This window comes from Shewanella sp. N2AIL (assembly GCF_022690845.1).
GTDB lineage: Bacteria > Pseudomonadota > Gammaproteobacteria > Enterobacterales > Shewanellaceae > Shewanella > Shewanella baltica.
On the sequence record NZ_JALBYT010000006.1, the window covers coordinates 1 to 13,174 of the forward strand.

Here is a 13,174-nt window from a genome sequence, read left to right on the forward strand (position 1 = left end):
CGAATTCCTCCGGTAGTACTCCGGTAGTACTCCGGTAACTCACACTAATTTTCGCCAACCTTGCAATTATTTCATTGCCGATATCGTTGCATTTAATTCAGCCGACCATGTCAACATAGTCACCAGTTCATTATTTTTCGTGGAGGATAGATGGCTAGATTCGAGTTGAAAAAGGCAGTGAATGTCTTAGTTAACTTAAACTCATAATCGTTAGGTCCACGGTTCAAGTCCGTGAGGGGCCACCACCCAATACAACGAAGAAGCCCATTGATTCAATGGGCTTTTTTGTATCTAAAGCACACCCATTCTCACCTTCGAAATACCTGAACCTAGGAACGATCGCACCTATATCGCACAAACTGCATGCAACCCCATGCAAAAGGGTGCAAAACATCAGTCTAGCCAATCTTCAAGGCAATTCAAGCTACAAATTTATTCTGCCTAAAATGGAACACGCATTAGGTCGTGTCAGCATCTTAGAATGATAAAAGTTAGGGAGTTAATAGAGTGCAAAAAAACGAAGCTGAAGATGACCCGAAAAGAGTAAAGCGACGCTCTAACGCGTCGCTTAAGATGAAAGTATCAATCTTGACGAGTCCAGTGTTCAACTCGTCCAATTACAGCATTTTTTAATAATGCTTACTTACCTGATAAAGCGTATGCAACTTATAGAAGTTCAATGGGCCTGAGAGCAAAGAAATAAAGGATTAGGCCCAATATCAACATGCTATAAGCCAATACCCGTCAGCCAACATTTAGGTTTTTTTTCCTTTATCAGCCGCCCCTCCATAGAGTCTTCAACTACCATTTCTACATGTTGACTATTATCTGTCCTCTCATTCCCCCCCGTATTTCCCCACATCACGGTTCCAAGATTTTGCTCTTTGGTCGAGGACTTCGATTCTGACTCAAGTGCATATTGCTTTGCTGAAGAAATAAAATTTTCAATATCCTCGGCCGTGTAGCGTACAAGACTACCAATCTTAATAAAGCTTGGTGCATGCCCCAGCTCAATTGCAGTTGAGCCCTTAGCTCGACTCTTCTGTAATGCGCTAACTGACATAGACAACCTCATCGCGGTTTGTTTTTCGGTGTATAGCCTTACATCTGACATCAAATAACTCCTAGTGGGTAGACCCGCGAAGAATATCTGGTGCGTAAAAAAAACAAAAAAAACGATTATGTTTGGTCTAGAAATCTTGTGCACACTCCTCATTAATTTTTTTATGCATAATCGAAATTTCTGCCTTTTGAAAAAAATTTGCATGCTATTGCCATCTTAAACAACAAAAGGCAAAACAAATGAAACTCTACCAACTTATGTGGGATCTTCTACTTCATACATTCAACCTGATTATTGTGGGAGCGCCAAACGACGATGTCATTCAACAGTTTCACAAAACCTTCAATGTCAGCGGGAGCGGAAATGAGCCGCAGAACAAAGACCTTAAATTGATCCAGGTTGTTCACGAATGGCACTCAGGTAAACGAAAGTTTCTGACCGTTTCAGTAAAAGATATACCTAACTTTTACATTCGGATTTTAGATATCAAAAACTTCCAAAATAACGATACTAACGAGCTAGTCCCCAACAGCCTAGCAGCCATGAGTTTTTATAGCAGAGTGAGAGAAAGCAGCACGGGGAAATTGAAAACAAGGAAAATTTGCGACCTTACGCCAAAACAAGATTTGGATAACGTTATTTCAGCTCATCTGCTTAAACTCGCCAAACCTCAATTCCACTTGACCTCCACAAATCTCCTAACGCTTGATGAGTATCTGAAAGAATATGAAGTGGTTTTGATATCAAAAAACCCAAAAACAGCGCGAAATAAAATCAATATCATCCGTTATCACTTCAAACAATTCCTAGCATATCCTATTGATAAAATAGACTTAAAATTACTAATTCTCTGGAAGGAAAGCCATATCAGAAAGCTAACAACAAAACAGAAACAACAAAGTGAATGTCCATATGATTTGGCAGAATCAACACTTAAAGGCGCAATTTCATCACTCAGAGCAGCTTTACGATCCGCTTCCGCATCACCATTTCATAATTATAAAATTCCGGAGGAGATCATTCACACCAGCGAGCTTAAATTTATTCCCAAAAACTTGGTGCATAAATATTACAGCCAAGAAGAGCGAGTAGAAATTTACCAAAAATTATTTATACGAGACAGGAACAAACTGCTTGGAAAACTAGGTTCCTGCCCGTTCTACGACTACCTGACACCTCTAATTTTAATTTGCATCTACTTAGGGTTAAGGCCGAGCTATGCACTAAAAATCAAAAAAACAGATATTTATTGGGAAAGTAACATGCTGATTATTCGAGGAGATAAGGGAAAAGTTAAGCAGCCACAATACACTCCATTGTGTAATGGCCTCGATGTTATTATTAAAGAATGGTTACAACACCCAATTCACTCCTCAAAAAGTCAATGGCTTTTCCCTAATCCAATTGATCATAAATCACACCTAGTAGACTACAGTAAATTAGTCAAAAACTTCAAAAAAACGCTGAGTTTTGAACACTTTGACTTTACAACTGTTCGTCATACATCTGCGACACATTTTCAATCTGGGGGCCATGATATCTTTAAAACGCAACGGTTCCTTGGCCATGGAAATGTCACGACAACGTTGCGATATTCGCATCATACGGATTTGGATATCAAGCGTTGTTACACTCAATACTCCGAGATGGTAGATAACGAGATCCTTCAGGCCAGAGCACTAGTAGCAGGTACGAAGTAACGTCAAAATCTCGTAACTCAGAATATGACGGTATAAATTTAACGACAGAACAGTGAAATTCTCATCGTGCGTTTCTAGTTACTCAGGACATACTTTCCTGCAAAGCGAGAAACCACGATGATGCAATCGACTGCGTTTGAACAACAAGCCCACAATCTGCTGATGGTCTTCGAATTGATGACCTATGTAATTAAAAAAGAGATGCCTGATAGCAACACCTTTTCTTACGAGGACAACGTTGAGCAAGAAATACTCCTGCACATGCTTAAACAACGCTTAGTGCGTGAAAAAATGTCCGCCGTTCAAATTGAACTCGCAATTTCATTTGCTGAGCAATTTATGAAAACAGGGCTAATTTCCATGGCACAGACCTAAGTAAAAGTTGAAAGGCCAAATCAATAGGAGTAACAAATGGAACACTCAACTTTTATTCATGTAAATCAGCTTAAAACATTTAGTCCTCGGAATGAACACTGCAAAGTCGTGTTGCTTGCAGATATTAAACTGAACGACCAAACATCAATAGAGCTGCTGTTTACACGCTACATTTATCTTCACTTAAATATAGATGGACATGTTCTAGGTGTGAGTATTAGCCAATCTATTTTTGAGGAGCATCCTGAGTTTAGCTCTCAGTTTTTAAACGACTTAGAAATGATGCAGCTTTTGCTCATGTATGTTGATGATATAACAAATTTTTGCCAATTATTTGCCGCAGAGTTTGAGTATGTCTTAGGGTATCACCCGACAGTCTACTTTGAAGCCGCGGAACAATATTGGGAAAAGCAGATTATTGAAGCACAATCTAACGCGCCTCAATAATCACCTACTAGCGAACCTCACGGTTCGCTTTTTTTATTTGCTTATAGCCTTAGCTCAATCTAAGTCGCCAACGCCCACAAACAGCGAACTATCAGATAAAATCGGCAATACACTGCACTACAGTATCCGACCGGCAACCCACGTCTCCAATACATCAGCCAGTTTAATGAGTTGTTCTTGATGCTTGGATTTATTTTTCGCTAGGTTTTGGATATTCAATAGCTTCCATCTCACCGCAGGTAGTGCCGCAACGCTCGGTTCATCAAACAATGACCAATCAGGCTGACCCTGTTTAAAGGATAATAAAAAGTCTCTGTCTCTTACAGTAAAGTGATGCTGCAACGCTGTTAGCATTTCTGAGCGAGTTAAAACCAGCTCATCGAGTTTAATCGGCTTTGTCGTCATTCCATTGAATTCAGTTTGAAAGCTTTCATCAAGCGGTTTCCAGCGTGGAGACATCACTTCATTAATGGGCCTTGGATGGCTAAGTGTATAAGTGAGAAAGCCGACTAAAATCTCTCGACTGATCCCCTCTTCCGCCAGCAGCATTTTCACATCGAAAAGATCCCTTGGGTGCTGTCTATCCATCGCTGCACATAACTTACCTCCGTATAGATCAGGCAGGCTTACGACGGGGATCTCTGCATACCCAAATTCTTCTTCAACTAACTCAACGACTGGCATTAATACCGCTTTGTGTAGCGTACCTCTCGCAACAGGAGAGACTTCAATTTTTATTGTGACTCTATCACTTGTCACGACAACCCTGAGCTCATCATATTTATTGTCTTGAAATACTGCACTAAGGTTCGGTTGTAGATTGATCTGCGCAGTCAAACGACCAAGCGCTTCCTTCACACTTTGTAGCGCTTGTTCCCTTGGCTCCAAAGGAAGATAAGCCAAATCGATATCGACCGATAAGCGTGGGAAGTTGCGCACAAATAGGTTGATAGCCGTACCGCCCTTTAGGGCAAATACCTTCTCTTGGGCGACGAGCGGCAGCATCCGAATAAGCAAGGTCACTTGCTGGTAGTATATCGATGACTTATTCATATTGATTTTCTTCTGTCTTAATAAACGATGCCGGCACTGTTATTTGATACCGCCCATCGTAACGGCCATGAGCCACCACCTGACGCTTTCCCGCGCCTAGCGTGATTTGCTGCTCATCTAGCCTTTTGCTCCACTGGTGTTGATAGTAGTGGCCTAAAAAGAGAAATACGCGATTAGCTTGTACGGCTTCACTTCGATTCAGTATTGACTGTATTTTACGTGGGCTGAGATTCACTAACCCTTGAAACAGCTCCGCGGCATGCTCAAAACTGATATGTTTGCCAATGGCATTGACGACCTCATAGGCTGCAAGCTCCGCACAACTTGCCTTAACTTCCCTATTGTTCACCCCTATAGTAATAAAGTCTTTTTCCAACGTTTGAGTCAGCTTGCTACTGGTATAGAAAAGCCAATTTTGCTCCTCCAATTCGCGGAACCACTTTGGCAACGCCTGCTTACTTTGACAGCCAACCCAAACTTGCTCGCTGCTTAGTTGAAGATAATGACTAAGCCCTTGATGCGTTAGGCTACTGACTCCCGCAAGGTGAACAGGAAGCTTTAGCTGCTCATTCACAGCCTTGAGCGCTTCAACCCAATGAGGCTGTAACTTACCTGTTGACTCAGGACGAACGTAAACCCCCGCACTTATCTTGTACAACCAACCACTCTGCACATATTTTCTCACCAAAGATGAGCTGATCTCATTTTGTGTTAACCACGACTGAAGCACTACCGCACCAGGACTCGTATGATTAATAAGCCAGTTTATTTTTGATGACATAGTTGCACCATAAGTACCAAAATATAGAGTAAATTAAACCAACTATAGAAGCATAGTTTATAAATTGCAATTATTTAGTACCTTAGGTACATGTTTATCAAAAAATACAAACTAGCAGGATGAGGAGAAGACTAGTTACCAGCAAAAGGCTAAGAAGAGATTCTTACTTAAAACGTTAAACTTAACCCCTGAACCGACAGAATTTCCGGTGCCAAATTCTAGTTATTGATAAGGACAATAACGAGGAGTTAATAATGAGTCAGTCACCGTTTATTCGCGTATATCAACGTAAATCAAAAAGCCCTTGGGATGATCATAGTACCGTCTTGTTACTCGCTGACATTGACGAAAATGATAATAATCCTAGAGCCTTACAATTCACTCGATATATCTATCTTCATCGAGATATCAAAGGACAACACTTAGGCATTAGCATCAGTAAATCACTTCTTGAGGAACATGCTGAGTTTGATACTCAGTATTTAATGGGCTTAGAAATGATGATGCTATTGTTGATGTATAAAGATGATATTTCTGCCTTTTGCGAGTTGTTTACCGCGGAGTTTCAACAGATATTCGGGTTGCCCCCGATTCTCTATTTTGACGCTGCCGAACAATTCTGGGCTGAGCAGATTATTGAAGCCGAAGCTTAAGCTAACATTCAGCAGTAATGCTAAGCGTTAGCCACTTACTTGCGAACCCGAAAGGGTTCGCTTTTCATACTGAATCAAACTTGTGTACGAATTAAGTCCATAGATCATATTTGATGAGGCTCTAACAACATGTGACAACACAAACACTTTGGGACAAAAACGTGCTAGAGCATTTGTCCAAGTTAACCCCACATCGATTAGAAAAGTATCTTATTTTATCCCAGCCCCTAATTCGCTTCGACCTCTTTATTAGGTATTGCATGTGCTAACTGCTCTGCTTGTAACGCCTTGATTAGCTGTTCTCGGATTGTTTCTTGAGACTTGAGACAGTCTATTGTTACAGTGATAGCGTTAAAAATATTCTCTGATAAAGTATCATACTTCTCAATTTGACATGGCTTTAATTTTCTAATTTGCCCAGAGGTCGTTACAAGTTGATTACAAGTGTAAGAACTTAGATCTCCATGTTTTAAAGCTTGAAGAATTACTTTAGCCTTAGTTTCAAGTTTAGGGATGTGGTCACAGGTATTACATATATTTTCTAAAAGTTCCTGGCATTTAGATCTAAATAAAGCCCAATTACTATTGCTTGGTCTAGTGGCTTTAGATTGAACATAGATATTATAGGTCTCTATAAGTAATTCAAGTTTTCTGGAAGGATTGATTACATTTACAACTTGTTTATCACTGTATTCGACAAACCTATCACACCACCTGGCTGTATGTATTCCAGATGTTTGGATTGCTTTTCTACAAATGTCTAAGGGTGTTGAGTTGGACTCCTGTAGACTTGCATACTCAAACCACATCTCAAAAAAAGGCATTTTTCTCTGCCCTTTAATATAGGCTGTTTGAAATAACGTGTCTTCCAAAGTATCATTAGCTGAATCGTAATATTCAATTTTTGCAGCCATGAAGTGTAAGTCTTTGTTTTCTTTATATTCTGGTTCTGAAATTAGTGCTTTCAACGTTTTTCTAGCATCACCAAACCTTTCTGATTTAATCAAAGCGTTACATTGCCCGATAGCTTGTGCTACTCGTGGTATGTGAGATTTTAAATTTGCTTGAAGGCCGTTAAATACTTTACGTATGTTTTCTCTGAATTTTCTAGCATCGGGAAGTAATTCATCAGATATCGATAATGTTAAATTCGCAATTGAAGTTGATGACTCATATCGAGGTTCTTCCTCTATGAATGGAATGCTGCTTACCAAAAATAATTGATCAAGTTCAACAAGAGCATTTTCTATTTCCGCATTTTCCATATCCGTTAATTGATGAAGTTCAGCCTTAGAGCAAGAACCTACGGAACTAACGGTGATAAGAATTTTTCGAGCACTTAAACTTAATTCGTCTACCTCTTTACGAAGAGCTGCTTCTCGGACGGCTAGTCCGCTTTTTTTATTCCATTCATTTAACGAATTTTCTACAGAAGAACCTCTTTTTAATAATCTAAGGATGGACTCCGTAAAAAGAGGGGAGCCTTCTGATATGTTTTCCAATTTTAAAAGATTATTTTCATTAAGTGATGGTAATTTAAACCGAGTGCAAATTGTATTCACTAATTCTTGATATTCACTACCAGACATCCCTGGTATTGAAATAGATGAATCTACAGAGTAAATACTATTGACTCGTGTCGTGACTAGAACCCTAGACGCTGGGTTAGAAAATATTCTAGCAGCTTCCAAAATCCTTTTTTGTTCATCTGGGGCATTCGAATCAACGTCATCAATTACAATAAACGAAGGATAATCTATAAGGTTATTCTTCGCTACCCTCATAAGTTGAGTTGTAGAATAATCTAATATTTCACTTTCTAAAGATCCCGTTTTTATACATACTTGTTCGAGTAATGTATGTAAATCTGAATAATGCGTCTCTGGTGTATCGATGTACTCATCGAACATCGCTTTAAATTGCTTTTTTTTAGCTGTTAACCAAATTACTTGCTCTAAACCTTCTACTTTTGTTCTAATTAATAATTGACAAAATTCATATGCAATGGACGTTTTCCCTTTTCCACCATCAGCAGCAAGAACTTTTGTATATTGAAACTCATCAGCCAACCACGCCCATAGTTCCTCAAGTATAGGGAATCTCCCAATAAAAACAGGGCATATAAAATTCTTATCAGGAAGGTTGTGTTCAATTATCTTTTTTCTTTTTTGAGTAGTAGAAAAAATACCATTGTAATTACGGGGGCTTGATATAAACTCAAAATCTTCAATGCTAGTTACTTGCCTACATTCATCAGCCGTTCGAAAATACACCGCATTTTTTTGAAGGAGCGGTTTGTTTTTATCATCATTAGCACTTGAAATCGGCGCTAAAGACGGTGCATCAGTATTTCTTTTAGGTATAAACAAAACTCCAAATAACTTTTTTTCACCTTGAATTAACATCTCAATTTCAGAGTAAAGAAGTTCAATTCTTTGCCCAAAGTATTTATCAAATTGACCACTTAATTTTTGAAGATTTATTTGGTTGGGTTCTATACCTACAGCCTTAAAACTAGTATCTTTTTCTACTTCATCGATACCATAAATAAGGTAACCACCGTAGGTATTATAGAAGCTTACAATTGCTTTTAGAGCTTTTCTTTGCCCAATATCTGTTGAATTAAAAGAAGCTTTGTAATCCCACAGTGAGCACTCTATAGGGACAACACTACCATCCACATTAATTAGCTTCTTTAAAAAATTTTCAGAAACATCACCATCCAGAACCATTTGATAAATACTATTTTTTAGAGACACAACTTCCATATACCCCCCTAACAATCAAATTCAATTAAGAGCATAATATTGAGTAACGTCCTATATGTAAAGCTTTGTTTTTTAAACCTATAGAGCGTTTTTTTGTTTCTAAAGGCAAGTTGAATCTGGATATAATAACTAAGTAGGAACCTGCAATCCTCCTCTAAACTAGACTCAAAGAGTTTACGTATTAGATAAACTTGTTCAGATGATTGGCAGCAATATGTTACATACGACAATCCTAACTAACTTTGGGGCATAAATGAGTTAACCAACTAGCCCATTTGGGAGGCAAAATCCTGTAATACATCACCGTCCTCGCCTGGAACTTATGCGAGGTTAATTATGACTTTCCAAGATAAGGATACAAAAATTCACTAACTTCTCTTGAAGCAATACCAATATCAACTTTTATGCCCTCTTTCTCTAGAGCATAAAGACCCTTTCCATTGTTCCTTTCATCAGGATCTAGAATAGCAACTACAACTCTCTTAATTCCTGATTTAATGATTACAGAAGAACATGCCGGAGTTCTGCCAACAAATGAACATGGCTCAAGAGTGACATATGCAGTCACTTCTTCCATAGGGCCATCATAAGCACTAATCGCTTCGACCTCAGCATGGTTGCCACCAATTTTCTGTGTGAATCCTTCGGCAATGACTTGCCCGCCTAGAACGAGAACGCAACCTACCGGAGGATTAGGTTGGCACTCAGGCAGAGCAGCCCGTGTAGTGGCACTGTAGTGGCACACTAATTTTGGCCACCTAAATAGAGGTGATATTATTACCTCGTAGATGACTTTAGGTGAACACATGAGATCGACAACCAGAAAAACATTTAGTGCTGAATTCAAACTTGAAGCAGCCCAATTAGTCCTCGATAAAAACCATAGCATCATCGAAGCTGCAAAGGCGATGAACGTAGGTAAGTCCACTATGGATAAATGGGTGAGACAGTTAAAACTAGAACGCCAGGGTGGCACACCAAAAGCATCTCCGATTACCCCTGAACAAATTGAAATCCGTGAGCTGAAGAAGCAAATAGCTCGTCTTGAGGAGCACAATCTTATCCTAAAAAAGGCTACCGCTCTCTTGATGTCAGACTCGATGAACAATTTACGCTAATCAGCGCACTCAAGCAGAGCCACTCTATTCTCACAATTTGTAATGCATTCAAAGTGCATCGAAGTAGCTATAAGTATTGGCTAAAAAGAAAAGAACATATTGATGCAGACTTTACTATTTTATGCAGTGAAGTGAAGGCTGCACATCGTATTAGTCATGGCTCTGCCGGTGCGCGAACGATAGCGCAATTAGTGACTAACAAAGGGATTGGTCTCAGTCGTTATCGAGCCCGTAATCTAATGAAAAAGCTTGGGTTATTAAGCTGTCAGCAGCCTAAGCATTCTTATAGAAAAGCGACACAAGAGCATGTTGCAATCCCCAATACGCTTAATCGACAGTTTGCAGTAACTCAACCAGATCAAGTGTGGTGTGGCGACGTGACGTATGTTTGGGTCGGTAATCGTTGGGCCTATCTAGCCGTTGTTTTAGACTTATTTTCCCGCAAACCTGTTGGATGGGCTTTGTCATTATCACCAGATAGTGAGCTGACCTGTAAAGCTTTAAAAATGGCATTTGAGTTAAGGGGTAAGCCTGAGAATGTGATATATCACAGCGATCAAGGTTCGCATTACACAAGCTTGAAATTCAGACAATTAATATGGCGTCTTCAGATTGAGCAAAGTATGAGTCGTCGCGGGAATTGTTGGGATAACGCACCAATGGAGCGTTTCTTTAGAAGTTTGAAATCTGAGTGGATACCCGCCAGTGGTTATGGGAATTTTACAGAAGCAGATAAAGAGATCACAAATTACATCACTGGATATTACAGTGAGACCAGACCCCATCAATATAATGGTGGGTTAACGCCAAATGAGTCAGAACGTTTATATTGGAATGACTCTAAAACCGTGGCCAATTTTACTTGACCACTACACCACCAGTGATCATCGCTTTCGGACGAGCACCTCCCAGCGATGTACAATGCATAAGTGCTTTATCCAAATCCAACGGGATTTTCTTACCTTGAGCGACGATTTCAGACACCAGGTATAACTCTTCAAGCGTGGCTGCATCAGTAGAACGATCAACATACTCAGTGGCCGATTCTTGAAAGTCGAGAGAACCGATCCGGTCTGAAGCGGAATGCATCAAATACGTCATTTCGTTAAACTCAGCATCGTAGCCTTTGCTCATCAGCCGAGAAATAATGGCCCTACGTCCCCAAGCATCAGGAGCTGCATCACGCAAGCATGAGAATATAGACATACCTTGAACTGGCTGCATAGTACCAGCAGAAAGCGGTAATTCATGTGAGTAAATTGGCTCTGCATCTGGGCGCTTCAAGTAAGACTGACCATAGGTAAAATATTGGCCAGATTCATCAATAGTGAGTCTACCGGCTACCATAGGTTCTGAGTGTCCTCTAAGCCATTTCCAAACGAAGCATTGGTTACTAGAAGTCGTCATCCAAAATTACCTTTTTCCTTCTCACTCGATTAGGCAGCAGTGCTTCTATTTTCGCATTTGTTTTATGTTTAATAGCAAACCGATTTTCATCGGGTTCAAATAAGGAAACACCTAACACCCAAGCAGTTTCGAAGTAAAGTCCGATACTTACAGACGGATCACCCTTAAGAATCTTTATCATCGTGGGCTTAGATGCCCCAACTCGTGAACACAGCTCTTCTACTGTGATTTTCTTTTCCTTACGCTGGATTGAAAGCAGAGTGGCGAAATGGGCTAGTGCAGCACTAGCAACAGTGCCAACTTGAATTTTATTCCTTCCCATAGAAAATTTCTCTTCACCATAAACCAATTAGAGTAAACAGTAATTTACCAAAACCTGAATGTCAAAGTAATAGATTAAAACCAATTTGGTAAATACTAATTTACTGTAATGATTTTAAAGTAAACTGTATTTTACTAAGTAAACAGTCGTTGAGATTGCAGTAAATGAACAACAGAGATCCTATCTGAACTCTTTATTGAGTCATTCATTTGACACGCTTCTGGGCAAAACGTTTTAAGGCATCAATCCACTTCTGGACATTTTCCAAGCTACAATTTTCAGTCGATATATCTATCTTCATCGCGATATTAAAGGACAGCACTTAAGCATTAGCATCAGTAAATCACTTTTTGAGGAGCATACTGAGTTTGATACTCAGTATTTAATGGGCTTGGAAATGATGATGCTATTGTTGATGTATAAAGATGAAATATCTGGCTATTGAGAGTTGTTTACCGCGGATTCAAGCAGTTATTAGGATCGTCCCGACTCTCAATTTTGACACCGACGAACAATTCTGGGCTGAGCAGATTATTGAAGTTTAAGCTAACGTCTAGCAGTAATGTTAAACGTTAGCCCTTACTCGCGAACCCAAAAGGATTCGATTTTTTTTATGATGGTTCAAGCTAGCGAACTAATTTTTTAACGTATGCTTAAAAACCGAGCCGTAGTCACCAAAACCAGACCCCATTAAACCTTGCTCGTAATGTTCAATCCATCGACCCAGTGCACAATCTTTGCCAAATTGACCTTCAGCTAATCCTTGAGTGTAAAAATCTGGGTGTATTGTTAGGTCTTCAGTATGGAATGACTGACCTATAATCGTAGTATTATCACGTTCACTATCAGGTATCTGTTTTAACGTTAACAGGCGGCTAAACAAGTCTGTATTCACTCGTTTGCCTGAAACATAACTATTACGCTTCCAAGCTTGAGCAACGCAAGCTGCTATATCAGCTCTGCACTTCCAATAATTAAAAATCCATTGTTCACAAAAATGATATCGATAGACAGACTCACCTGCTAACTCACCCACTTTCTCTCGCATCAGAATCAGCGCATCATATTCTTCGGTTTTAAACTGCGTAGTTAGCAACCATCCGTTAATATTATGCTCACCAGCAGTTTCCAACAATGAATCTAACCATGTACCAAACATGTATGGTTGTTGATAAAAATGATTAAGCTGATAAATCTCTTCCGTCGCGCCTTCAAGCCATTCAACTCGTACACTAAACAATGTCGCCGCGGCATCTAATAAACCAGCATTGAGTACCTTTAAAAGCTCACTCTCATGTTCAACCTGATAAATCGTGAGATTATGGCCAAAGAAACGAGGAATTTGCGCCCGCGCAACACCATGCGCTTCAAATAAATGGATGAAACGTTGAGCAGTATTAGTCACTAAGGGCTCTGGTCTATGCCATTTTTTGAATCTATCTTTAAGTGCAAAAAAAGCTTCAATATCACCTAATCCGATCATAGTT

At 39.6% G+C, this 13,174-nt stretch carries 13 protein-coding genes and 1 tRNA gene; 6 read left to right on the forward strand and 8 right to left on the reverse strand.

Translation table 11 applies throughout. The features are described 5' to 3' along the window. Positions 1-152: 152 nt before the first annotated feature. Positions 153-245 (forward strand) — tRNA-OTHER (locus tag MO387_RS05400). A gap of 482 nt (positions 246-727) precedes the next feature. On the opposite strand, the gene MO387_RS05405 is transcribed toward MO387_RS05400, so the two are convergent. Then, positions 728-1,114: a hypothetical protein gene (locus MO387_RS05405; protein ID WP_242326116.1), complete on the reverse strand. Its 387-nt coding sequence runs from the start codon at positions 1,112-1,114 to the stop codon at positions 728-730. Positions 1,115-1,302: 188 nt separating this feature from the next. Here MO387_RS05405 and MO387_RS05410 point away from each other — a divergent pair, with 188 nt between their 5' ends. The 3 genes from MO387_RS05410 to MO387_RS05420 all read left to right on the forward strand — a co-directional run bounded on the left by MO387_RS05410 (position 1,303) and on the right by MO387_RS05420 (position 3,585). Continuing rightward, positions 1,303-2,763 (forward strand): site-specific integrase, encoded by a 1,461-nt coding sequence (locus tag MO387_RS05410; RefSeq protein ID WP_242326118.1) that lies wholly within the window; start codon positions 1,303-1,305, stop codon positions 2,761-2,763. A 117-nt stretch (positions 2,764-2,880) separates the two neighbouring features. Next, a complete protein-coding gene (locus MO387_RS05415) occupies positions 2,881-3,138 on the forward strand; it encodes a hypothetical protein (RefSeq protein WP_106649808.1) in 258 nt (85 codons plus the stop codon). Between the two features lie 36 nt (positions 3,139-3,174). Continuing rightward, a complete protein-coding gene (locus MO387_RS05420; protein ID WP_242326120.1) occupies positions 3,175-3,585 on the forward strand; it encodes a hypothetical protein in 411 nt (136 codons plus the stop codon). Positions 3,586-3,702: 117 nt separating this feature from the next. Here MO387_RS05420 and MO387_RS05425 read toward each other — a convergent pair whose 3' ends face one another. Both MO387_RS05425 and MO387_RS05430 read right to left on the reverse strand, forming a co-directional pair. Beyond that, complete coding sequence (locus tag MO387_RS05425; protein WP_242326122.1) at positions 3,703-4,638, reverse strand: nucleotidyl transferase AbiEii/AbiGii toxin family protein; 936 nt, start codon at positions 4,636-4,638, stop codon at positions 3,703-3,705. After that, positions 4,631-5,419 (reverse strand): type IV toxin-antitoxin system AbiEi family antitoxin, encoded by a 789-nt coding sequence (locus MO387_RS05430; RefSeq protein ID WP_106649805.1) that lies wholly within the window; start codon positions 5,417-5,419, stop codon positions 4,631-4,633. The genes MO387_RS05425 and MO387_RS05430 overlap by 8 nt, the downstream gene beginning before the upstream one ends. 254 nt (positions 5,420-5,673) lie before the next feature. On the opposite strand from MO387_RS05430, the gene MO387_RS05435 reads away from it, so the two are divergent. Continuing rightward, on the forward strand, positions 5,674-6,072 hold the full coding sequence (locus MO387_RS05435; protein ID WP_242326123.1) for a hypothetical protein: 399 nt from the start codon (positions 5,674-5,676) through the stop codon (positions 6,070-6,072). A gap of 227 nt (positions 6,073-6,299) precedes the next feature. On the opposite strand, the gene MO387_RS05440 is transcribed toward MO387_RS05435, so the two are convergent. Both MO387_RS05440 and MO387_RS05445 read right to left on the reverse strand, forming a co-directional pair. Further along, complete coding sequence (locus MO387_RS05440; protein WP_242326124.1) at positions 6,300-8,840, reverse strand: ATP-binding protein; 2,541 nt, start codon at positions 8,838-8,840, stop codon at positions 6,300-6,302. Positions 8,841-9,174: 334 nt separating this feature from the next. Continuing rightward, positions 9,175-9,732, reverse strand: a complete 558-nt coding sequence (locus MO387_RS05445) for a bifunctional diaminohydroxyphosphoribosylaminopyrimidine deaminase/5-amino-6-(5-phosphoribosylamino)uracil reductase RibD (protein ID WP_347342540.1) — start codon at positions 9,730-9,732, stop codon at positions 9,175-9,177. On the opposite strand from MO387_RS05445, the gene MO387_RS05450 reads away from it, so the two are divergent. Then, positions 9,647-10,824 (forward strand): IS3-like element ISSba5 family transposase gene (locus MO387_RS05450; protein ID WP_086010626.1). Its coding sequence is split into 2 segments (ribosomal slippage): positions 9,647-9,905 and positions 9,905-10,824, totalling 1,179 coding nucleotides; the frame shifts between segments, so codons are not numbered across the junction. The two genes, MO387_RS05445 and MO387_RS05450, sit on opposite strands and share 86 nt — an antisense overlap. Here MO387_RS05450 and MO387_RS05455 read toward each other — a convergent pair. The 3 genes from MO387_RS05455 to MO387_RS05465 all read right to left on the reverse strand — a co-directional run bounded on the left by MO387_RS05455 (position 10,817) and on the right by MO387_RS05465 (position 13,170). After that, on the reverse strand, positions 10,817-11,305 hold the full coding sequence (locus tag MO387_RS05455; RefSeq protein WP_242326126.1) for a HipA N-terminal domain-containing protein: 489 nt from the start codon (positions 11,303-11,305) through the stop codon (positions 10,817-10,819). The genes MO387_RS05450 and MO387_RS05455 overlap by 8 nt on opposite strands. A gap of 46 nt (positions 11,306-11,351) precedes the next feature. Further along, the gene (locus MO387_RS05460) at positions 11,352-11,687 is read right to left on the reverse strand and encodes a helix-turn-helix transcriptional regulator (protein WP_106649799.1); all 336 of its coding nucleotides are present in this window, start codon (positions 11,685-11,687) and stop codon (positions 11,352-11,354) included. Positions 11,688-12,321: 634 nt separating this feature from the next. Continuing rightward, positions 12,322-13,170 carry a hypothetical protein gene (locus MO387_RS05465; RefSeq protein ID WP_242326127.1) on the reverse strand — a complete coding sequence of 283 codons (849 nt, stop codon included), beginning with the start codon at positions 13,168-13,170 and terminating at the stop codon, positions 12,322-12,324. Positions 13,171-13,174: the final 4 nt, after the last annotated feature.

Coding starts and splice junctions, on each gene's coding strand:
- MO387_RS05445 (WP_347342540.1), bottom strand. CDS start 9,732: ATGATGCTATGGTTTTTATCGAGGACTAATTGGGCTGCTTCAAGTTTG.
- MO387_RS05435 (WP_242326123.1), top strand. CDS start 5,674: ATGAGTCAGTCACCGTTTATTCGCGTATATCAACGTAAATCAAAAAGC.
- MO387_RS05465 (WP_242326127.1), bottom strand. CDS start 13,170: ATGATCGGATTAGGTGATATTGAAGCTTTTTTTGCACTTAAAGATAGA.
- MO387_RS05455 (WP_242326126.1), bottom strand. CDS start 11,305: ATGGTAGCCGGTAGACTCACTATTGATGAATCTGGCCAATATTTTACC.
- MO387_RS05460 (WP_106649799.1), bottom strand. CDS start 11,687: ATGGGAAGGAATAAAATTCAAGTTGGCACTGTTGCTAGTGCTGCACTA.
- MO387_RS05410 (WP_242326118.1), top strand. CDS start 1,303: ATGAAACTCTACCAACTTATGTGGGATCTTCTACTTCATACATTCAAC.
- MO387_RS05405 (WP_242326116.1), bottom strand. CDS start 1,114: ATGTCAGATGTAAGGCTATACACCGAAAAACAAACCGCGATGAGGTTG.
- MO387_RS05415 (WP_106649808.1), top strand. CDS start 2,881: ATGATGCAATCGACTGCGTTTGAACAACAAGCCCACAATCTGCTGATG.
- MO387_RS05425 (WP_242326122.1), bottom strand. CDS start 4,638: ATGAATAAGTCATCGATATACTACCAGCAAGTGACCTTGCTTATTCGG.
- MO387_RS05420 (WP_242326120.1), top strand. CDS start 3,175: ATGGAACACTCAACTTTTATTCATGTAAATCAGCTTAAAACATTTAGT.
- MO387_RS05440 (WP_242326124.1), bottom strand. CDS start 8,840: ATGGAAGTTGTGTCTCTAAAAAATAGTATTTATCAAATGGTTCTGGAT.
- MO387_RS05430 (WP_106649805.1), bottom strand. CDS start 5,419: ATGTCATCAAAAATAAACTGGCTTATTAATCATACGAGTCCTGGTGCG.